The 18,945-nt window shown below is 55.3% G+C and carries 17 protein-coding genes; 11 read left to right on the forward strand and 6 right to left on the reverse strand.

Features of this window, described 5'->3' with window-relative positions; translation table 11 throughout:
* Positions 1-183: 183 nt before the first annotated feature.
* The 6 genes from yeaG (at position 184) to ACCW71_RS06745 (ending at position 8,937) form a co-directional block, all read left to right on the forward strand.
* Positions 184-2,118, forward strand: coding sequence for a protein kinase YeaG (gene yeaG, locus ACCW71_RS06720; RefSeq protein ID WP_009089877.1), 1,935 nt, complete (start codon positions 184-186; stop codon positions 2,116-2,118).
* An 88-nt stretch (positions 2,119-2,206) separates the two neighbouring features.
* Positions 2,207-3,484 (forward strand): YeaH/YhbH family protein, encoded by a 1,278-nt coding sequence (locus ACCW71_RS06725; RefSeq protein ID WP_436370352.1) that lies wholly within the window; start codon positions 2,207-2,209, stop codon positions 3,482-3,484.
* A gap of 247 nt (positions 3,485-3,731) precedes the next feature.
* Complete coding sequence (locus ACCW71_RS06730) at positions 3,732-5,459, forward strand: potassium/proton antiporter (RefSeq protein ID WP_436370354.1); 1,728 nt, start codon at positions 3,732-3,734, stop codon at positions 5,457-5,459.
* A gap of 78 nt (positions 5,460-5,537) precedes the next feature.
* Positions 5,538-5,771 carry a DUF1480 family protein gene (locus ACCW71_RS06735; protein ID WP_436370355.1) on the forward strand — a complete coding sequence of 78 codons (234 nt, stop codon included), beginning with the start codon at positions 5,538-5,540 and terminating at the stop codon, positions 5,769-5,771.
* 377 nt (positions 5,772-6,148) lie between these two features.
* Positions 6,149-7,615, forward strand: a complete 1,467-nt coding sequence (gene wbaP, locus ACCW71_RS06740) for an undecaprenyl-phosphate galactose phosphotransferase WbaP (protein ID WP_436370356.1) — start codon at positions 6,149-6,151, stop codon at positions 7,613-7,615.
* A 128-nt stretch (positions 7,616-7,743) separates the two neighbouring features.
* Positions 7,744-8,937 (forward strand): multidrug effflux MFS transporter, encoded by a 1,194-nt coding sequence (locus ACCW71_RS06745; protein ID WP_436370357.1) that lies wholly within the window; start codon positions 7,744-7,746, stop codon positions 8,935-8,937.
* Here the strand turns inward: ACCW71_RS06745 and dadX are convergent.
* Both dadX and ACCW71_RS06755 read right to left on the reverse strand, forming a co-directional pair.
* Positions 8,930-10,000 (reverse strand): catabolic alanine racemase DadX, encoded by a 1,071-nt coding sequence (dadX, locus tag ACCW71_RS06750; protein ID WP_436370358.1) that lies wholly within the window; start codon positions 9,998-10,000, stop codon positions 8,930-8,932. The two genes, ACCW71_RS06745 and dadX, sit on opposite strands and share 8 nt — an antisense overlap.
* A 19-nt stretch (positions 10,001-10,019) precedes the next feature.
* Positions 10,020-11,321 carry a D-amino acid dehydrogenase gene (locus ACCW71_RS06755; RefSeq protein ID WP_436370359.1) on the reverse strand — a complete coding sequence of 434 codons (1,302 nt, stop codon included), beginning with the start codon at positions 11,319-11,321 and terminating at the stop codon, positions 10,020-10,022.
* A 504-nt stretch (positions 11,322-11,825) separates the two neighbouring features.
* Here ACCW71_RS06755 and ACCW71_RS06760 point away from each other — a divergent pair.
* On the forward strand, positions 11,826-13,361 hold the full coding sequence (locus tag ACCW71_RS06760; protein ID WP_436370360.1) for a SpoVR family protein: 1,536 nt from the start codon (positions 11,826-11,828) through the stop codon (positions 13,359-13,361).
* A 47-nt stretch (positions 13,362-13,408) separates the two neighbouring features.
* Here the strand turns inward: ACCW71_RS06760 and fadR are convergent, their stop codons facing one another.
* On the reverse strand, positions 13,409-14,128 hold the full coding sequence (gene fadR, locus ACCW71_RS06765; protein WP_436370362.1) for a fatty acid metabolism transcriptional regulator FadR: 720 nt from the start codon (positions 14,126-14,128) through the stop codon (positions 13,409-13,411).
* A 455-nt stretch (positions 14,129-14,583) separates the two neighbouring features.
* On the opposite strand from fadR, the gene dsbB reads away from it, so the two are divergent.
* Positions 14,584-15,114 carry a disulfide bond formation protein DsbB gene (gene dsbB, locus ACCW71_RS06770; RefSeq protein WP_436370363.1) on the forward strand — a complete coding sequence of 177 codons (531 nt, stop codon included), beginning with the start codon at positions 14,584-14,586 and terminating at the stop codon, positions 15,112-15,114.
* Between the two features lie 50 nt (positions 15,115-15,164).
* Here dsbB and ACCW71_RS06775 read toward each other — a convergent pair whose 3' ends face one another.
* The 3 genes from ACCW71_RS06775 to ACCW71_RS06785 form a co-directional block, all read right to left on the reverse strand.
* On the reverse strand, positions 15,165-15,611 hold the full coding sequence (locus ACCW71_RS06775; RefSeq protein ID WP_436370364.1) for a YcgN family cysteine cluster protein: 447 nt from the start codon (positions 15,609-15,611) through the stop codon (positions 15,165-15,167).
* A 64-nt stretch (positions 15,612-15,675) separates the two neighbouring features.
* Positions 15,676-16,335, reverse strand: a complete 660-nt coding sequence (locus tag ACCW71_RS06780) for a fumarylacetoacetate hydrolase family protein (RefSeq protein WP_436370365.1) — start codon at positions 16,333-16,335, stop codon at positions 15,676-15,678.
* A 313-nt stretch (positions 16,336-16,648) separates the two neighbouring features.
* Positions 16,649-16,924: a YcgL domain-containing protein gene (locus ACCW71_RS06785; RefSeq protein WP_436370367.1), complete on the reverse strand. Its 276-nt coding sequence runs from the start codon at positions 16,922-16,924 to the stop codon at positions 16,649-16,651.
* 155 nt (positions 16,925-17,079) lie between these two features.
* On the opposite strand from ACCW71_RS06785, the gene minC reads away from it, so the two are divergent.
* From minC to minE, 3 genes are read left to right on the forward strand one after another with little or no spacing between them, the layout of a single operon-like run.
* Positions 17,080-17,781, forward strand: coding sequence for a septum site-determining protein MinC (gene minC / locus ACCW71_RS06790; RefSeq protein WP_436370369.1), 702 nt, complete (start codon positions 17,080-17,082; stop codon positions 17,779-17,781).
* Positions 17,782-17,814: 33 nt separating this feature from the next.
* On the forward strand, positions 17,815-18,627 hold the full coding sequence (gene minD, locus ACCW71_RS06795) for a septum site-determining protein MinD (RefSeq protein WP_046101942.1): 813 nt from the start codon (positions 17,815-17,817) through the stop codon (positions 18,625-18,627).
* Positions 18,628-18,630: 3 nt separating this feature from the next.
* Positions 18,631-18,900, forward strand: a complete 270-nt coding sequence (gene minE / locus ACCW71_RS06800) for a cell division topological specificity factor MinE (RefSeq protein WP_436370371.1) — start codon at positions 18,631-18,633, stop codon at positions 18,898-18,900.
* The last annotated feature ends 45 nt before the right edge of the window (positions 18,901-18,945 follow it).

Here is an 18,945-nt window from a genome sequence, read left to right on the forward strand (position 1 = left end):
ACAGTTAGAAGTAAGAGCAGACTTTTTGTACGAGCAGAGTAACCATAAAAGTTGTGTATCCCGATAAGAAAGATCAGGTTGGCATAAGGGTTGCTGTACTCAACAGAGAATATTTTCCGGGAGCTGCATGAGCCTCTGATTACGCTCCTTACCTGTGCTAAAAACGAAAGGACGGGCATCGCTATGAATATATTCGATCACTATCGTCAGCGTTATGAAGCTGCCAAGGACGAAGAGTTCACACTGCAGGAATTTCTCGCTATCTGTAAGCAGGATCGCAGTGCATACGCCAACGCCGCAGAGCGACTCTTAATGGCTATCGGTGAGCCAGTAATGGTCGACACTGCTCAGGAGCCACGCCTTTCCAGAATATTTTCCAACCGTGTGATGGGACGCTATCCGGCGTTCGAGGAGTTTTACGGCATGGAGGAAGCGATTGAGCAGATCGTCTCCTACCTGAAACATGCCGCTCAGGGACTCGAAGAGAAGAAACAGATCCTCTATTTACTGGGTCCGGTCGGTGGGGGTAAGTCGTCGCTGGCGGAACGGCTGAAGTCGCTGATGCAACGGGTGCCGATCTATGTGCTGAGCGCAGACGGCGAGCGCAGCCCGGTAAACGACCACCCTCTCTGCCTGTTTAACCCACAGGAAGACGCGCATATTCTTGAAAAAGAGTATGGCGTGCCGCGTCGTTACCTCGGCACCATTATGTCGCCGTGGGCCGCCAAGCGTCTGCACGATTTCGGCGGTGATATTTCCCGCTTTAAAGTGGTCAAAGTCTGGCCCTCCATTCTGGAGCAGCTGGCGATTGCCAAAACCGAACCGGGCGATGAGAACAACCAGGACATTTCGGCGCTGGTGGGTAAAGTGGATATTCGCAAACTGGAAAACCACGCGCAGAACGATCCCGACGCCTATGGTTACTCCGGTGCGCTCTGCCGCGCTAACCAGGGCATCATGGAGTTCGTTGAGATGTTCAAAGCGCCAATCAAGGTGCTGCATCCGCTGCTGACCGCGACTCAGGAGGGTAACTACAACGGGACCGAGGGGATCTCCGCCCTGCCGTTTAACGGCATTATTCTGGCGCACTCCAACGAATCAGAGTGGGTGACGTTCCGTAACAACAAGAATAATGAGGCGTTCCTTGACCGCGTCTATATCGTTAAGGTGCCTTACTGCCTGCGGGTCTCGGAAGAGATCAAAATCTACGACAAGCTGCTGAACCACAGTGAGCTGGCCACCTCGCCCTGCGCACCCGGCACGCTGGAGACGCTGGCACGCTTCTCTATTCTGTCGCGCCTGAAAGATCCTGAAAACTCCAGCATCTACTCCAAGATGCGGGTCTATGATGGTGAGAGCCTGAAAGATACCGATCCTAAAGCGAAGTCGTGGCAGGAGTATCACGATTACGCCGGTGTGGATGAGGGGATGAACGGCCTGTCGACCCGTTTTGCCTTTAAAATCCTGTCGCGGGTGTTTAACTTCGACCATACCGAAGTGGCCGCCAACCCGGTGCATCTCTTCTACGTGCTGGAGCAGCAGATTGAGCGCGAGCAGTTCCCGCAGGAGCAGGCGGAGAAATATCTGGAGCATCTGAAAGGATATCTGATCCCGAAATATGCGGAGTTCATCGGCAAAGAGATTCAGACCGCCTATCTGGAGTCCTACTCTGAATATGGCCAGAACATCTTTGACCGCTATGTCACCTATGCCGATTTCTGGATTCAGGACCAGGAGTATCGCGACCCCGATACCGGACAGCTGTTCGATCGTGAATCGCTCAACGCGGAACTGGAGAAAATCGAGAAGCCCGCGGGCATCAGCAACCCGAAAGATTTCCGTAACGAGATCGTTAACTTTGTGCTGCGCGCCCGGGCACACAATAATGGTCGCAATCCAAACTGGACCAGTTACGAGAAATTACGCACCGTGATCGAGAAGAAAATGTTCTCCAACACGGAGGAGCTGCTGCCGGTGATCTCGTTTAATACCAAGACCTCCACCGATGAGCAGAAGAAGCATGACGACTTTGTCGATCGCATGATGGAAAAAGGCTATACCCGCAAACAGGTTCGCCTGCTGTGCGAATGGTATCTGCGCGTGCGCAAATCGTCCTGATAAGAGTCTGTAAGCACGCCGGTCACTGTACCGGCACCATAAGGTCGGGTTCGCCCGGCCTGCTTACAATGTAGTTTGGGGGAACACCATGGCCTATTTCATCGATCGCCGGCTTAACGGTAAAAACAAGAGCGCGGTCAACCGCCAGCGCTTCCTGCGCCGTTACAAGTCGCAAATCAAGCAGTCGATCTCCGAGGCCATTAATAAACGCTCGGTGACCGACGTCAGCAGCGGTGAGTCTGTTTCTATTCCGATTGACGATATTAACGAGCCGATTTTCCATCAGGGACGCGGCGGGAACCGTCATCGGGTGCATCCCGGCAATGACCATTTTGTGCAGAATGACCGCGTCGAGCGGCCACAGGGTGGCGGCGGCGGCGGTGGCGGCGGTCAGGGCAATGCCAGTCAGGATGGAGAAGGCCAGGATGAGTTCGTCTTTCAGATTTCGAAAGATGAGTATCTCGACCTGCTGTTTGAAGATCTCGCCCTGCCTAACCTGCGCCGCAACCAGCATCGTCAGATGAACGAGTACAAAACCCATCGCGCCGGCTTCACCTCAAATGGGGTGCCGGCCAATATCAGCGTGGTGCGTTCACTGCAAAACTCACTGGCCCGCCGCACCGCGATGACGGCGGGTAAACGCCGGATGCTGCATGAGCTGGAAGAGACGCTGAAGCAGGTGGAGAATTCGGAACCGGCACAGCTGCTGGAGGAGGAGCGGCTACGCAAAGAGATTGCCGAGTTGCGGGCGCGCATCGACCGGGTGCCGTTTATCGACACCTTCGATTTGCGCTACAAAAACTTTGAGAAACGCCCGGAACCCTCCAGTCAGGCGGTGATGTTCTGCCTGATGGATGTCTCCGGATCGATGGATCAGGCCACCAAAGATATGGCCAAGCGCTTCTATATCCTGCTCTATCTGTTTCTCAGCCGCACCTACAAGAATGTGGATGTGGTCTATATCCGCCACCATACCCAGGCGAAAGAGGTGGATGAACAGGAGTTCTTCTACTCGCAAGAGACCGGCGGCACCATCGTTTCCAGCGCGCTGAAGCTGATGGATGAGGTGGTGAAAGCGCGTTACGACCCGGCGCAATGGAATATCTATGCGGCGCAGGCGTCCGATGGCGACAACTGGGCTGATGATTCGCCGCTCTGCCACGAGATTCTGGCGAAGCAGATCCTGCCGGTGGTGCGTTACTACAGCTATATCGAAATCACCCGCCGCGCCCATCAGACCCTGTGGCGTGAGTATGAACACTTGCAGGCGATGTTCGATAATTTTGCCATTGAACATATCCGCGAGCCGGAAGATATTTATCCGGTGTTCCGATCGCTGTTTCATAAACAGGCAACGGAAGCCTGACTCACAGAGCCGGTTAATTACCGGCTTTTTTTATCTGCCGAATAACCTGCTAAAACAGTCCCTTTTCTGCCGCTTGCCTGCCAACCCCCTCATTCTTCACATTAATCTGATTCCATACCCGGTTAAGCAATTCGTATAATGATCAATTTCACAATGACAACTCCTTGATAAAACATTATCTTTCAGAGATAGCATGGATATTTGTCACCAATGCCGTCACTCAACGCCATATGTCAGGAGACCGGGTTTGAACCACACCATTGTATACAGTCTGTTTATCATCGGTTCCGTGCTGGTAGCATCGAGTATTTTGCTCAGTTCTTTCTCATCACGCCTGGGCATTCCTATTCTGGTGATCTTCCTTGCTCTGGGGATGCTGACCGGCGTCGATGGCATTGGTGGCATCGCGTTTGACAACTATCCGGCGGCCTATCTGATCTCTAACCTGGCGCTGGCGATTATCCTGCTGGATGGCGGGATGCGGACCAAACTCAGCTCCTTCAAGGTCGCCCTGGGGCCGGCGCTGTCGCTGGCGACCATCGGGGTGATGATCACCGCTGGCCTGACCGGTCTGGTGGCCGCCTGGCTGTTTAATCTCGATATGATGCAGGGTTTCCTGATTGGTGCCATCATCGGCTCGACCGACGCGGCGGCGGTCTTTTCGCTGCTGGGCGACAAGGGTCTCAACGAGCGTGTCAGCTCCACCCTGGAGATTGAGTCGGGCAGTAACGACCCGATGGCGGTGTTTCTTACCATTACCCTGATTGAGATGATCGAGCAGGGTCAGCGCGGGCTGGACTGGATGTTCCTGGTGCATCTGGTACAGCAGTTCGGTCTGGGTATCGTGCTGGGACTCGGCGGCGGCTGGGCGTTACAGCAGCTGATTAACCGCATCAACCTGGCGGGCGGGCTCTATCCGTTGCTGGCGCTGAGTGGCGGCATTCTGGTGTTCGCCCTGACCACGGTGTTAGAAGGCAGCGGCATCCTCGCGGTCTATCTGTGCGGCTTTTTACTCGGCAACCGGCCAATCCGCAACCGTCACGGCATTCTGCAAACCTTTGATGGTATGGCGTGGTTAAGTCAGATCGGTATGTTCATCGTGCTGGGACTGCTGGTGACGCCGTCTGATTTATGGCATATCGCGGTGCCGGCGATGATCCTCTCGCTGTGGCTGATCCTGGTGGCGCGTCCGCTGTCGGTGTTTATTGGTCTGCTGCCGTTCCGCAGCTTCACCACGCGCGAACGGGTCTTTATCAGCTGGGTCGGCTTGCGCGGCGCGGTGCCGATTATCCTCGCGGTCTTCCCGATGATGGCTGGCTTAGAGAATGCGTCACTCTACTTTAATATCGCCTTCTTTGTGGTGCTGGTGTCGCTGATGTTGCAGGGGACGTCACTGGGCTTTGCGGCGAAGAAAGCTAAAGTGGTGGTGCCACCAACCGCCTCACCGATCAGCCGAATCGGCCTGGATATTCATCCCGAAAACCCGTGGGAACAGTTTGTCTACCAGCTCAGCGCCGATAAGTGGTGCGTCGGGGCGGCGCTGCGTGATTTGCAGATGCCGCGTGAAACCCGCATCGCGGCGCTGTTCCGTGACAATGTGCTGATGCACCCCAATGGCGGCACGCGACTGAAAGAGAACGACGTCATCTGCGTGATTGGCCGTGAACGCGATCTGCCGGCGCTGGGCAAAATGTTCAGCCAGACACCGCCCGTCTCGCTCGATCAGCGTTTCTTTGGCGATTTCATTCTGGATGCCGAAGCGCGCCTGCGCGACGTGGCGCAGATTTACGGGCTGGAGCTGGATGAGAACACCAACGATCAGCAGTCGCTGGGGCAGCTGGTGCTGGGGATGCTGGGTGGCGCGCCGGTGGTGGGCGATCAGGTTGAGTGGAATCAGCTGACCTGGACCGTGGCGGAGAAAGAGGATAACCGCATAGTGAAGATTGGTGTCCGTCCGGCTGAAGAGAAGGATTAATCTTAATCATTCAGCGGCGTTATTTTCTGCTGATGAACTACGCTTAACTCTCTATGCCAGCAAAAACGGGAGCAATGAATGGGACACGTGGTTAAAATTGGTCGTTATGAGATTGTTGATGCCGATCTTGACAGTGAGAACCTGGACACCGTCAGTATCCCCTGTGACACCAATCCCGGCTTAATTACTCAACTCGATGGCTGGGATCGTGATACCAGCGTACCGGCGTGGATTGATGGTGAACCGGTTGATCTGCAACTGGGCCATTATGATAAACAGCAGGACCGCTGGATTTTAAAAAAACCTGCCTGAGTCACGCCCGTTACCGCCAGTCGTCAGATTTGGCGGTAATTCCTAAAAATCATCTTAAACAGTTTGGTTATAACCAACCCTCTTCTTATTTTATCCCTGATAAACAACAACTTACCCATTTAAATCTTTAACTGCTTTTGCTGTTTTCAGATTTTTTCCGTATTAACTCTGTCAAATATCTCCTGCATACTCTTTCTCATCGCTGCAATAATTCGTGAGTGACATCACGCTTTAACCGTAACACCTTTCGCAGCTGCACTGGCTTTACTGACTGCACCAAACTGAAAATGAATTTTTAATTTTTTCAGTAGCCCACTCCTGAGCGCGTACTTGATTCTGGTCAGGCCATCTTTTACTTAAGAAAGAGAGCAGGTTTTATGGCAAGTACATTGATAATGAATAACCCGAGCCGCTCCTGGAGCGGAACGCGAAAAAATATCATCGTGAAATTCGCCCTGAGTTTTTCCGATCTGATTGCACTTAATCTGGCGTTATTCTTATCCGCCGCGACAATTCAGGGCATCTGGGGGGAGCTGGATTCCTTTATTCCTCCGCATCAGATTGAATACCGTTTTGTGGCGCAGTTTATTATGTCTGTCATGTGTACCGGCTGGTTCTGGGTACGCCTGCGTCACTACACCTATCGCAAACCTTTCTGGTTCGAACTGAAAGAGATCGTTAAAACGCTTTTCGTTTTCTCGTTACTCGACCTCGCGCTGATCGCATTTTCGAAGTGGGATTTCTCCCGCATGGTGTGGGTGTTCAGCTGGACTTATGCCCTGCTGCTGCTGCCCCTGATGCGCACCCTGGTGAAACGCGCCATTAATAAAGCGGGCCAGTGGCAGAAAGAGACCATTATTATCGGCTCCGGCAGAAACGCCACCGAAGCCTACGCCGCGCTGCAAAGTGAGGAGATCCTCGGCTATAACGTGCAGGCGTTTATTTCGGTGGACGATGTTCCGGCCGAGCAGAGCGTGAATGGCGTGCCGGTGATCACCTGGAAAGATATTAACTGGCAGACCATCGACCGTGACAACGTGCAGTTTATTGTCGCCATGGAGTATGAGCAGCAGCCGATGCGTGACCGCTGGCTGAAGTTCCTGTCGAAGATGAACTGCCGTTCGGTATCGGTGATCCCGACGCTGCGCGGGGTGCCGCTCTACGGCACCGATATGTCGTTTATCTTCAGCCATGAGGTGATGATCCTGCGGGTCAGCAACAATCTGGCGAAGCACTCCTCGCGGTTCCTGAAGCGCGCCTTCGATCTGGTGGTCGCCTCAATGCTGCTGCTGTTCCTGGGTCCAATCTTCGCCCTGCTCTGCTACATGGTGAAACGCGATGGCGGCAATGCGATCTATGGTCATGAGCGCGTGGGTCAGGATGGTAAAAAGTTCAAATGTCTGAAGTTCCGCTCGATGGTCACCAACTCGAAAGAGGTGCTGGAGAATCTGCTGGCGACCAGCGCCGAAGCGCGCATGGAATGGGATAAAGACTTTAAGCTGAAAAACGATCCGCGCGTCACCCGGATTGGCGGCTTCCTGCGCAAAACCAGCCTCGATGAACTGCCGCAGCTCTGGAACGTGATCCGTGGCGAGATGAGCCTGGTAGGTCCGCGACCGGTGATTGAGGCGGAGCTGGAGCGTTACGCCGGTGATGTTGATTACTACCTGATGGCCAAGCCGGGGATGACCGGTCTGTGGCAGGTCAGCGGACGTAACGACATCGATTATGATACCCGCGTCTACTTTGACTCCTGGTATGTGAAAAACTGGGCATTGTGGACCGACATCGCCATTCTGTTTAAAACCGCTGGCGTCGTGTTACGCCGTGACGGTGCCTACTAAATCTGAGATCGCGATGCCTGTTTACCGCAGGCATCGCACTTTCCGCATTTCTTCCTCTATCTTTTTTGTCAGGTAATCATTACCCTCTGCGGCTCGTTTTTTAACAGAACGTTTACCCTCTGGTCGTTATGCAAAAATTTACTCTGCTGTTATTAAGCCTGGTGCTGCTGGCACCTTTAGGCATCGATCTCTATTTGCCGACGCTGCCGCAGATCGCGGCAGGTCTGAATACCCCGGTCAGCCTGGTGCAGACCACTATTCCGCTGTTTCTGCTGGTGATGGGGCTGGGCCAGCTGGTCACCGGGCCGCTGGTGGACAACTATGGCCGTAAGCCGATCGCCCTGCTGGGACTGACGCTCTATATCCTCGGCAGCGTCATTGCGGCCACCGCCAGCTCCTTTCCGCTGTTTGTGATAGCGCGTCTGGTGCAGGGCTGTGGCGTCTGCTGTAGCGCGGTAGTGGCCTTCAGCGGGGTGCGCGATCGCCTGAGCGGTGATGATGCCGCCCGCGCTTATGGCTTTCTCAACGGCGCACTGAACATCGTTCCGGCGCTCGCCCCGCTGCTGGGTGGCCTGCTGGCCAGCGCCTTTGACTGGCGTGCGCCCTTCTGGTTTCTCTGCGGCTACGGCGCACTGATTACGCTGCTGGTGATTGTCTGGCTGCCGGAGACCCGTCCGGCCGATACCCTGCGGGTTAAAGGCTTGCCGGTTAAACAGTATGCCGCCATTCTGCGCCAGCCGCGCTTTCTGGCCTTTGCTTTCGCCAACGCGGGCGCGCTGGGCATGGTGCTGACCTATGTGTCGCTGGCTCCCCAGGTATTAATGACCGAAGGCGGCCTGACGCCCATCCAGTTCTCGTTCGCCTTTGGCGCGAACGGTTTCTGGATCATGTTTGTCAGCATGTTCGTGAATAAAGCGATTCGCAAAGCGGGCCGCCCTTTCTGTCTGGCAATGGGGTTTTTCACCATGCTGCTGGGCGCGATATTGCTGGTGGCGGGTATGCAGCTGTTTCCGGCGTCGATGCAGTCACACTGGGCGCTCTATATGTTCCCGGTGGCGGTGTCGGTCGCTGGCCTGGCCTTTACCGTTGGCCCGGCCACCAGCTATGCGCTGGAGCCCTATCAGCAGCAGGCGGGCGTGGCGTCAGCGTTACAGGGCTTTATTCAGATGGCGGGTGGTGCGGCAGGTAGCCTGATTATCGTGGCCCTGCCGCTGGCGGAGAAGCTGTCGCTGAGTCTGATGATGCTGCTGGGTGCCGCGCTGGCGTTTATCGCCTGGCGCTGTAGCAGAAAGATGCGCGGCAGCCTGACCGCACTTAAATAAGCGAGACCGGAACGCGGGGGGCCAGCGCACACATCAACTCATACCCTACCGTTCCGGCCGCTTTCGCTACCTGATCGATTTTCACCTGCTCACCCCATAGCTCAACGGCTGAGCCAATCCCGGCCTGCGGACAGGGGGTGAGATCGACCGTAATCATATCCATCGAGATCGCACCCACCACCTGTGTCATCACGCCATCGACACAGACCGGTGTGCCGTTTGGCGCATGGCGCGGATAACCATCCGCATAACCACAGGCGACAACGCCGATTCGCTGGGCGCTGCTGGCGCGATAGCGGTAGCCATAACCGACGCCATCTCCCGGCTGGAGCTGCTGAACGCCGATAATCTCACTGCTTAGCGTCATCACCGGCTGCAAGCCGCTGCCGGCAATATCCCGCCAGTCGCCGCTGGGCGACGCGCCATAGAGCACAATACCGGGACGCACCCAGTCATAGTGCGCTTCAGGATGCCACAGGGTGCAGGCAGAGTTGGAGAGCGAGCGCGGACAATTCAGCCCTTCAGCCGCCAGCTCAATGCGCTGTAGCGGTTCAATCAACCCTTCCGGGTTTTCCGCATCGGCAAAATGCGCCATCAGCGTCATCTCCGCGACGGTGTTGAGCGCCCGCAGTTTCTGCCATACGCCGTGAACCTGCTCAGGACGAAAGCCGAGGCGGTTCATCCCGCTGTTCACTTTGACGTAAATATCGATCGGCGCAGAGAGTCTGGCGCTGGCCAGCGCGTTGATCTGCCAGTTGCTGTGTACGCTGATGGTGAGGCGATAGCGATCGATCAGCTGCAAATCTTCTGGCTGGAAAAATCCCTCCAGCAGCAGAATCGGCTTGTTCCAGCCCTGCTCACGCAGCTGGATCGCCTCGGCCAGATCGAGCAGCGCAAAGCCATCGGTGCCGGACAGTGCCTGCTGCACCCGGCTGATGCCGTGGCCGTAGGCGTTCGCTTTGATCACTGACCAGACGTGGGCGTCGGGCGCGGCCTGGCGGACGATCGCCAGGTTATGACGTAACGCCTGCTGGTTGATGGTAGCGACAATCGGACGTGACATCCTTTCTCTCCCTGAATGCTTAACGAGTTGCGTTGGCGTTACGCAGCGGCGATGAGGTCGCCGCGAAACCGGGTAAGTAGCGGAATACCGCTAAGTCATCGGCGGCGATCGCGGGCGTCTGGCCAGAGATAAGATCCGCCAGCAGCTGACCTGAGCCACACGCCATCGTCCAGCCCAGCGTCCCGTGACCGGTGTTGAGATAGAGATTGGATATCGGCGTGGCTCCGACAATCGGCGTACCGTCTGGCGTCATCGGACGCAAGCCGGTCCAGAAACTCGCCTGTTCGAGATGACCGCCTTCAGGATAGAGATCACTGACCACCATCTCCAGCGTTTCCCGCCGCGCTTCAGTCAGTTTGGTGTTAAAACCAACAATCTCCGCCATCCCGCCGACCCGGATGCGATCGTCAAAACGGGTCACTGCCACCTTATAGGTCTCATCCAGAATGGTCGAAACCGGGGCCGCATCAGGATTTTTAATCGGAATGGTCAGTGAGTAGCCTTTCAGCGGATAGACCGGAATATCAATGACGTTTTTTAACAGCGCGGTGGAGTAAGAACCAAACGCCACTACATAGCTGTCCGCTTTAACGATCTCCTCGCCGCACTTCACGCCATAAATGCGATTCCCGTCACGCAGCAGGTGATCGACCGGGGTATTAAAGCGGAACACTACCCCCGCCTCTTCCGCCATTTTCGCCAGCCGCTGGGTAAAGAGCTGGCAGTCGCCGGTTTCATCGTTGGGCAGCCGTAAGCCGCCGGTGAGTTTATGCTGGGTCGCCGCCAGCGCCGGCTCTGCGCGCGCCAGTTCGTGCGCCTGTAACAGCTCATAAGGCACGCCCGCGTCACGCAACACGGCAATATCTTTACTGGCGCTGTCGAACTGCTGCTGCGTGCGGAACAGTTGCAGCGTGCCGCCCTGACGCCCTTCATAGGCGATACCGGTTTCCGCCCGTAACGCCTTCAGGCAGTCACGGCTATATTCCGCAATCCGCACCATGCGGCTTTTATTCTGCTGGTAGTGGCCGATGTCACAGTTGCGCAGCATATGCCACATCCACTCCAGCTGAAAGCTGCTGCCATCAAGCCGGATAGCCAGCGGCGCATGGCGCTGGAACATCCACTTCACCGCCTTCAGTGGCACACCGGGCGCGGCCCAGGGTGCCGCATAGCCCGGTGAAATCTGCCCTGCATTGCCTGCGCTGGTCTCCATTGCCGCGGCAGGCTGACGATCGATGACCGTCACCTGATGCCCGGCGCGCGCCAGATACCAGGCGCTTGCCACTCCCACCACCCCACTTCCCAGAATTACAACGTGCATAGCTCCCCCACCCGGCATGTAAAAGCATAATTCACTGTTCAGCAGCTGATAGCCAGCGCATTAACTCAGCGGCTACCACCCGATAACTTCAGCATTCATTTCACATCTTTTTTACTTTTCAGGTAACTAAAATCATGTCGCCCGGCGAATTTCAGCGCTTTATGCGCCTTTTACCTGAAACGCAGAAAGAAATGACAAGATCGGCAGTTAAATCTGCTTATTGCAGGAGAATCATTCAACCCCATACATTCCGCTTATAAACAGGATGATATACCGCAATTTAAAAACGAATCCGAATTAAAGCCTGTTAAATTCCCTGTTGCCTGTTGCGGAATGATTTTGTGCCAAAGAATTCATTTGAGTTCGCATTTCGGATAGGCGACAGTGGGCTATCATTGTTGTGTTCGCTCAGTTTTTTTCGGGTTCCCTTTTTCAGGATGAAGCCTTAAATAACCGGAACGGGTTGCCTTTCGGGTCAGCCGGTTTGCCAAAAAGAGGTGCGCTATGACGACAATCTTTGACGATAGCATCAGAGACAGCAAACGACTCAATGACGGACCAGACTGGACATTTGAACTGCTTGATGTCTATTTAGCTGAAATCGACCGCGTCGCTAAGCTCTACCGGCTCGATACCTACCCGCACCAGATTGAAGTGATAACTTCCGAGCAGATGATGGACGCCTACTCCAGCGTCGGCATGCCTATCAACTATTCGCACTGGTCCTTTGGTAAAAAGTTTATTGAGACCGAGCAGCGCTACAAGCATGGTCAGCAGGGTCTGGCCTATGAAATTGTCATCAACTCCAATCCCTGCATCGCCTATCTGATGGAAGAGAACACCATGACCATGCAGGCGCTGGTGATGGCGCACGCCTGTTATGGCCATAACTCTTTCTTCAAAAATAACTACCTGTTCCGCAGCTGGACCGACGCCGGATCGATTGTCGACTACCTGCTGTTCGCGAAGAACTATATCAGCGACTGCGAAGAGCGCTACGGCGTGGAAGAGGTGGAACGGCTGCTCGACTCCTGTCACGCCCTGATGAACTACGGCGTCGACCGCTATAAACGCCCGCAGAAGATCTCGCTCCAGGAGGAGAAAGCCCGCCAGAAAAGCCGGGAAGAGTATCTGCAAAGTCAGGTGAATACCCTGTGGCGCACCCTGCCACGGCGCGAAAAAGAGGCGGTGCAGGTGGCCGCGACGCGCTACCCGTCTGAACCGCAGGAGAACCTGCTCTACTTTATGGAGAAGAACGCCCCACTGCTGGAGCCGTGGCAGCGTGAGATCCTGCGTATCGTGCGCAAGGTGAGCCAGTATTTCTATCCGCAGAAGCAGACTCAGGTGATGAATGAGGGCTGGGCCACCTTCTGGCACTACACCATCCTGAATCATCTCTATGACGAAGGCAAAGTGTCGGAACGCTTTATGATGGAGTTCCTGCACAGCCATACCAACGTGGTGTTTCAGCCGCCATACAACAGCCAGTGGTACAACGGTATCAACCCCTATGCGCTGGGCTTTGCGATGATGCAGGATATTAAGCGTATCTGTCAGTCACCAACCGAAGAGGATCGCTACTGGTTCCCGGATATCGCCGGTTCCGACTGGCTGGAAACGCTGCACTTTGCGATGCGGGAATTCAAGGATGAGAGCTTTATCAGCCAGTTCCTGTCGCCGAAGGTGATGCGCGATTTCCGCCTGTTCACCGTGCTGGATGATGACCGCAACAACTACCTGGAAATCGCCGCGATCCACGATGAGGCGGGCTACCGGGCGATTCGCCAGCAGCTTTCTGCGCAGTACAACCTGAGCAACCTCGAACCCAACATTCAGGTCTATAACGTCGATCTGCGCGGCGACCGTTCACTGACCCTGCGCTATGTGCCGCAGAGCCGCACGCCGCTGGATAAGAGCCGCCGCGAAGTGCTGAAGCATGTGCATCGTCTGTGGGGATTCGATGTGATCCTGGAACAGCAGAATGAGGATGGCAGCGTGGAACTGCTGGATCGCAACCCACCACGCGGGTCACCGCTTTAGAGAGCCGACCGCTGAGAGCGAAAACCGGACACGATGTCCGGTTTTTTTTAGCGCTTGTTGCCGAGATCGTCGGGCAGATTCTTCTGCATGCTGTGCCAGATCTCCCCGCTGCGACGGCCATAGTTGCGCACCAGCTCAACAATCTCATCCTGGCCCGGCGTCTGATCACAGAGTGCCAGTAACTTCAGATAGAACTCACGGGCCACCTGACGGGCTTCCGGGTTTGAGAAGTAGTGGCGGCCTACGCGGGTGTAGAGCCCTTTCAGGCCATTGAGGATCAGACCGTAAATCGGGTTACCGGAGGCAAACGCCAGACCGCGGAAAACCCGGTAGTCGAGTTCGGTATAGGCCTCAGCCTGATCGGCCGTCCCGGAGACGCTCTCCAGCACTTCACGCGCCTTCTCCGGGTGGTGACGCAGCGCCCGGCTGATAAAGATGGAGGAGATATTGCTGCGCACCGACAGCAGGTTATCGATCAATACCGGTACGCTGTCGTGGTCGAGACGCGCCAGGGTTTCCAGAATATTCAGCCCGGAGGTTTCCCAGAAATCGTTTACCCGGGTCGGTTTACCGTGCTGAATGGTCAGCCAGCCATCGCGCGCCAGGCGCTGTAACACTTCGCGCAGGGTGGTGCGCGTGACCCCGATCAATTCAGAAAGCTCACGTTCAGCAGGAAGAATCGACCCCGGCGGAAAGCGGCTGTTCCAGATGCTTTCAATAATATACTCTTCAGCAAATCCCGCTGGACTCTGAGCCTTTATAACCATAGCAATGTGTTCTCGTGGCTTTCTTAATCGTGATGAGCACTCATCATACCAGACGCCCTATAGCGGATATAGCCTGCGCCACCATTTAAACCGGGCGCGACCGCACTTTTCCCGGCGGCGTCAGCTGTAAGCGAGCAGTTTAACGCTTTCCGCTCAGGCATCGCCGGTCAGCGGCAAACCGTGCGCTAAGAGAGACGCTGCACCATAAGCGGCATCCGCATCAGCCCGCCCGGCAACAGCATAGCGGATTATAAGGCGCGCACACCGAACGGCATCGGGCTGACACAGCCCGCCCTGCCCGCGAAAATCGTGCTGCGGCGCAGGGCGCTTTTGGTCCTTAACTGTTCTGGATCAGAATCAGGTCAATTCAGAACCAGATTTTTGCCCATAACTGGCTGGTTTGCCCGCGCTTTTGGTTTACACTGCGGGGCATTAATGTTCACAGGGAATGCAATATGTTGCGATATCTGAATCAATGCTCGCGTGGCCGTGGCGCCTGGTTATTACTGGCACTCACCGCACTGGCACTGGAGTTGACGGCACTGTTCTTTCAACACGTTATGGGCCTGAAGCCCTGTGTGATGTGTATCTACGAGCGCAACGCGCTGTTTGGCGTGCTCGGCGCAGGTCTGCTGGGGGCGATAGCGCCGAAGTCGCCGCTGCGGCTGGCAGGCGTGGCGTTATGGATTTACAGCGCCTGGGAAGGTCTGCGTCTCTCCTGGGAACACACTATGGTTCAGCTGCATCCCAACCCCTTTACCACCTGTGATTTCGCCGCCCGCTTCCCCAGCGGTTTACCGCTGGATAAGTGGCTGCCGTCGGTGTTTCTCGCCAGCGGCGACTGCGCCGAGCGCAGCTGGACTTTCCTGACGCTCAGCATGCCGCAGTGGATGATTGTGGTTTTTGCCGCTTATCTGCTGGTGGCCGCGCTGGTGCTGATTGCGCAGCCGTTCAAACCTAAACGCCGCGATCTCTTCAGTCACTGAGAGAAAAAAGGCTGCCGCTGGCAGCCTTTTTTACGTCTACGCACCGGCGCTTAGCCGTTGCGATCGGGTCGGTCAATAATATGATCTTCCCAGTCCCGCACTTCACTCTCCCGCACCGCGATATACCGCACCGAAATACGCTGCGCGTGCATCGCGGTTTTCGATCCGGCCCGCAGCGGATGCCACGCGGGTAAATCTTTGCCCTCACCCAGCAGCCGGTAAGCGCAGGTGCGCGGCAGCCAGTCAAAGGTGGTCAGATTTTCGCGCGTCAGCTTGATGCAATCCTCTTCCAGCTCGAAGCGACGTTCATAGTTACGGCACTGGCAGGTTTTGATATTGAGCTGATTACAGGCGACGTTGGTGAAATAGATTTCATCCGTATCGGCGTCCTGTAATTTATTCAGACAGCACTGCCCGCAACCATCACACAAGGATTCCCATTCCTCATCGCTCATTTGTGCCAGGCGTTTGTGTTGCCAGAAAGGGGTGTCAGTCATGATGATTGTCCGGGTTTCGCATAAACCGCACCTTATAAAGCCTCTGGTGCGGTGATGCAAGTTTTTACAGTACGCGGGTGCTGATGCCGTGGCCCGCCAGCGAGACTTCCAGCTGGTCGCCCGAGCGCATCGGACCCACCCCTTCCGGGGTGCCGGTCAGGATCACATCACCCGCGCGCAGGGTAAAGTAGCGGCTCATGTGGGCGATCAGCGGCAGGATTTTATGCATCATCTCACTGGTGCTGCCGTGCTGACGCACCTCGCCATTGACCCGCAGCTTCAGTTCCACATTCTGCGGATCGCCGCTGAATTCAGCCACCGGAATAAAGCCGGAGATGGGACAGGCGTTGTCAAATCCCTTCGATTTCTCCCACGGCTGACCCGCCTTTTTCAGGCCAGCCTGCACATCCCGCAAGGTTAAATCCAGTGCCACGCCGTAACCCGCAATGGCCTGAGCCACGTGCGCTTCGGTTGCCTGCTTCAGGGTGGCACCAATCAGTACCGCCAGTTCGACTTCATGATGGACTTCGCCAAAGGCGTCAGGAATAGAGAGGGGCTGGCGTAAATCGCACAGCGCGGTTTCCGGTTTGATGAAGATCACCGGTTCAGTCGGCGTCGCACTGCCCATCTCTTTAATATGTTTCGCATAGTTGCTGCCGACGCAAACCACTTTGCTGACCGGATAATCTAACAGAGCGCCTTGCCAGTTACGATGCTGATACATGCTGATCCCCTGTTCGGGTTAGGTGTGATGTCAGCCAGGCTGACGGATTATGTTTGCTTAAGGGTTGATCGGAGTGCCAACCGCATGACCAGATAATAAGATCCTTTTTGCGGCCTGGGGGGAGATTTTGTTAAAAAGCGTGAATCTGTACATGGCCGCGGTGAATATTCATACAAATGCGCGGGAAAACCGGACGACTATTTATAACAGCAGCGGAATCGATAAGCTGCGCCATTAATTTCGCGCAGCCATTGATCGCTATTTTCCTGACAGGATCGACCTGTCACCATTTATATTTACAGATGAATCTGAGTTAAACTTTTTTATCGGCCTGTAAATGAATATTCAGCAGACTTTCAATCGGAGGCGGCAGCTGCAAATAATAGCCCTGCTCACTTAACCCCTGCTTAACCTTACTAATATCGGCATTGGCCAGCCTGTCGCGGCCTGCCAGGTTCAGCACCATCGCCAGCTGCGGCTTGCCAAAACCTTTCAGCAGTTCATCAGGGACGCGCGAAAAATCGTCTTTTTTTTCCACATAGAGATAAGTCTGGTCACGTAACGGGCTTCTGTAGATCACACAAAACATATTTTTTACTCGAATTAACCGGCGTTGAGGCTTGTCTGAATATAGCTGTAACTATAACATGCTTGCAGAACTTCGAATATTCACCGTTAGCGCTTTAATCAGGGTTTTAACCTCTTCAGGCTGACGGTAGTGAAAACAGGACTGAGTCGGGACAGATGTCGCAAACGCCAATCGAATTCAAAGGTAGCAGTTTCACCCTGTCTGTCGTCCATCTGCATCACCCTGATCCTGCGGTGATTCGCAAGGCACTACAGGACAAGATTGACCAGGCTCCAGATTTCCTGAAAAACGCCCCGGTGGTGCTGAACGTCGCCACACTGAGTGCTGATGTTAACTGGAAGCAGTTGCAGCAGGCCATCCTCGCCACCGGCTTACGTATTGTCGGCGTCAGCGGTTGCAAAGATGAGGCGCTGAAACGGATGATTGCCCGCGCAGGCTTGCCGGTGCTGGCTGAGGGGAAAGAGGCGAAACCGCGCAGCGAAGCGCCGCAACCTGAGCCTCTGCCGGTTGTCGCCGAACCGGTGGCAGCCAAAACCCGCATCGTGAATACCCCGGTGCGCTCAGGCCAGCAGATTTATGCCCGTGACGCCGATCTGATTATTACCAGCAGCGTCAGCGCCGGAGCCGAACTGGTGGCCGATGGCAATATCCATATTTACGGCATGATGCGCGGTCGCGCCCTGGCCGGTGCCAGCGGCGATCGCCACTGCCAGATTTTCTGTACCCACCTGGCCGCCGAGCTGGTCTCAATTGCCGGGGAGTACTGGATCATGGATCAGATCCCGCAAGAATTTTTTGGTAAAGCTGCGCGCCTGTGCCTCCAGGATGGCGCGCTGACGATCCAGACACTTAATTAGGCCCCTTTTCTTTTGTTAAGGAAATCAACATTTATGGCACGCATTATTGTAGTTACATCCGGTAAAGGGGGCGTTGGTAAGACCACGTCAAGCGCGGCCATCGCCACCGGTTTAGCGCAGAAAGGCAAAAAAACGGTTGTGATCGACTTTGATATTGGTCTGCGTAATCTCGATCTGATCATGGGCTGCGAACGGCGTGTGGTCTACGATTTCGTCAACGTGATTCAGGGTGACGCCACGCTGAATCAGGCGCTGATCCGTGACAAGCGCACCGAACAGCTCTACATTCTGCCGGCGTCACAGACCCGTGACAAAGATGCGCTGACCCGCGAAGGCGTGGAAAAAGTGCTGAACGATCTGGCGGCAATGGAGTTTGATTTCATCGTCTGTGACTCACCCGCCGGCATTGAAACCGGAGCGCTGATGGCGCTCTACTTCGCCGATGAAGCCATCATCACCACCAACCCGGAAGTCTCATCCGTCCGGGATTCTGACCGCATTCTCGGCATCATCTCATCCAAATCCCGTCGCGCTGAAAACAGCCAGGAGCCGGTGAAGGAGCATCTGCTGCTGACCCGTTACAACCCAGGCCGCGTCAGCCGTGGCGACATGTTGAGCATGGAAGATGTGCTGGAAATTCTGCGCATTCCTCTGGTCGGCGTGATCCCGGAAGATCAGTCGGTGTTACGCGCCTCTAACCAGGGCGAACCAGTGATCCTTGACGGCGAGTCTGATGCTGGCAAAGCCTATGCCGATACCGTTGAACGGTTGCTCGGTGAAGTACGCCCCTTCCGCTTTATTGAAGAAGAGAAGAAGGGTTTCCTGAAACGCCTGTTCGGGGGATAAACCATGGCATTACTTGATTTCTTTTTATCCCGGAAGAAGAACACTGCCAACATAGCCAAGGAAAGGTTACAGATTATCGTGGCAGAACGCAGACGGGGCGACAGTGAGCCCCACTATCTTCCGCAACTTAAACGCGACATTCTGGAAGTGATTTGCAGATATGTGAAGATCGATCCAGAGATGGTAACGGTTCAGCTCGATCAGAAAGGAGATGACATCTCCATTCTGGAGCTGAACGTGACGCTACCGGAAACGGATGAAGTGATTAAATGACGCTGACCGTTTGCTGAATTTCCCCTGCGCAGTGGCAGGGGAAAT

Origin of the sequence: Pantoea sp. C2G6, assembly GCF_051336815.1 — a bacterium.
Taxonomy (GTDB): Bacteria; Pseudomonadota; Gammaproteobacteria; order Enterobacterales; family Enterobacteriaceae; genus Pantoea.

Coding starts and splice junctions, on each gene's coding strand:
- minC (WP_436370369.1), top strand. CDS start 17,080: ATGTCGCAAACGCCAATCGAATTCAAAGGTAGCAGTTTCACCCTGTCT.
- dsbB (WP_436370363.1), top strand. CDS start 14,584: ATGTTGCGATATCTGAATCAATGCTCGCGTGGCCGTGGCGCCTGGTTA.
- wbaP (WP_436370356.1), top strand. CDS start 6,149: ATGGCAAGTACATTGATAATGAATAACCCGAGCCGCTCCTGGAGCGGA.
- yeaG (WP_009089877.1), top strand. CDS start 184: ATGAATATATTCGATCACTATCGTCAGCGTTATGAAGCTGCCAAGGAC.
- ACCW71_RS06735 (WP_436370355.1), top strand. CDS start 5,538: ATGGGACACGTGGTTAAAATTGGTCGTTATGAGATTGTTGATGCCGAT.
- ACCW71_RS06745 (WP_436370357.1), top strand. CDS start 7,744: ATGCAAAAATTTACTCTGCTGTTATTAAGCCTGGTGCTGCTGGCACCT.
- ACCW71_RS06780 (WP_436370365.1), bottom strand. CDS start 16,335: ATGTATCAGCATCGTAACTGGCAAGGCGCTCTGTTAGATTATCCGGTC.
- ACCW71_RS06725 (WP_436370352.1), top strand. CDS start 2,207: ATGGCCTATTTCATCGATCGCCGGCTTAACGGTAAAAACAAGAGCGCG.
- dadX (WP_436370358.1), bottom strand. CDS start 10,000: ATGTCACGTCCGATTGTCGCTACCATCAACCAGCAGGCGTTACGTCAT.
- ACCW71_RS06760 (WP_436370360.1), top strand. CDS start 11,826: ATGACGACAATCTTTGACGATAGCATCAGAGACAGCAAACGACTCAAT.
- fadR (WP_436370362.1), bottom strand. CDS start 14,128: ATGGTTATAAAGGCTCAGAGTCCAGCGGGATTTGCTGAAGAGTATATT.
- ACCW71_RS06755 (WP_436370359.1), bottom strand. CDS start 11,321: ATGCACGTTGTAATTCTGGGAAGTGGGGTGGTGGGAGTGGCAAGCGCC.
- ACCW71_RS06785 (WP_436370367.1), bottom strand. CDS start 16,924: ATGTTTTGTGTGATCTACAGAAGCCCGTTACGTGACCAGACTTATCTC.
- ACCW71_RS06775 (WP_436370364.1), bottom strand. CDS start 15,611: ATGACTGACACCCCTTTCTGGCAACACAAACGCCTGGCACAAATGAGC.
- minE (WP_436370371.1), top strand. CDS start 18,631: ATGGCATTACTTGATTTCTTTTTATCCCGGAAGAAGAACACTGCCAAC.
- minD (WP_046101942.1), top strand. CDS start 17,815: ATGGCACGCATTATTGTAGTTACATCCGGTAAAGGGGGCGTTGGTAAG.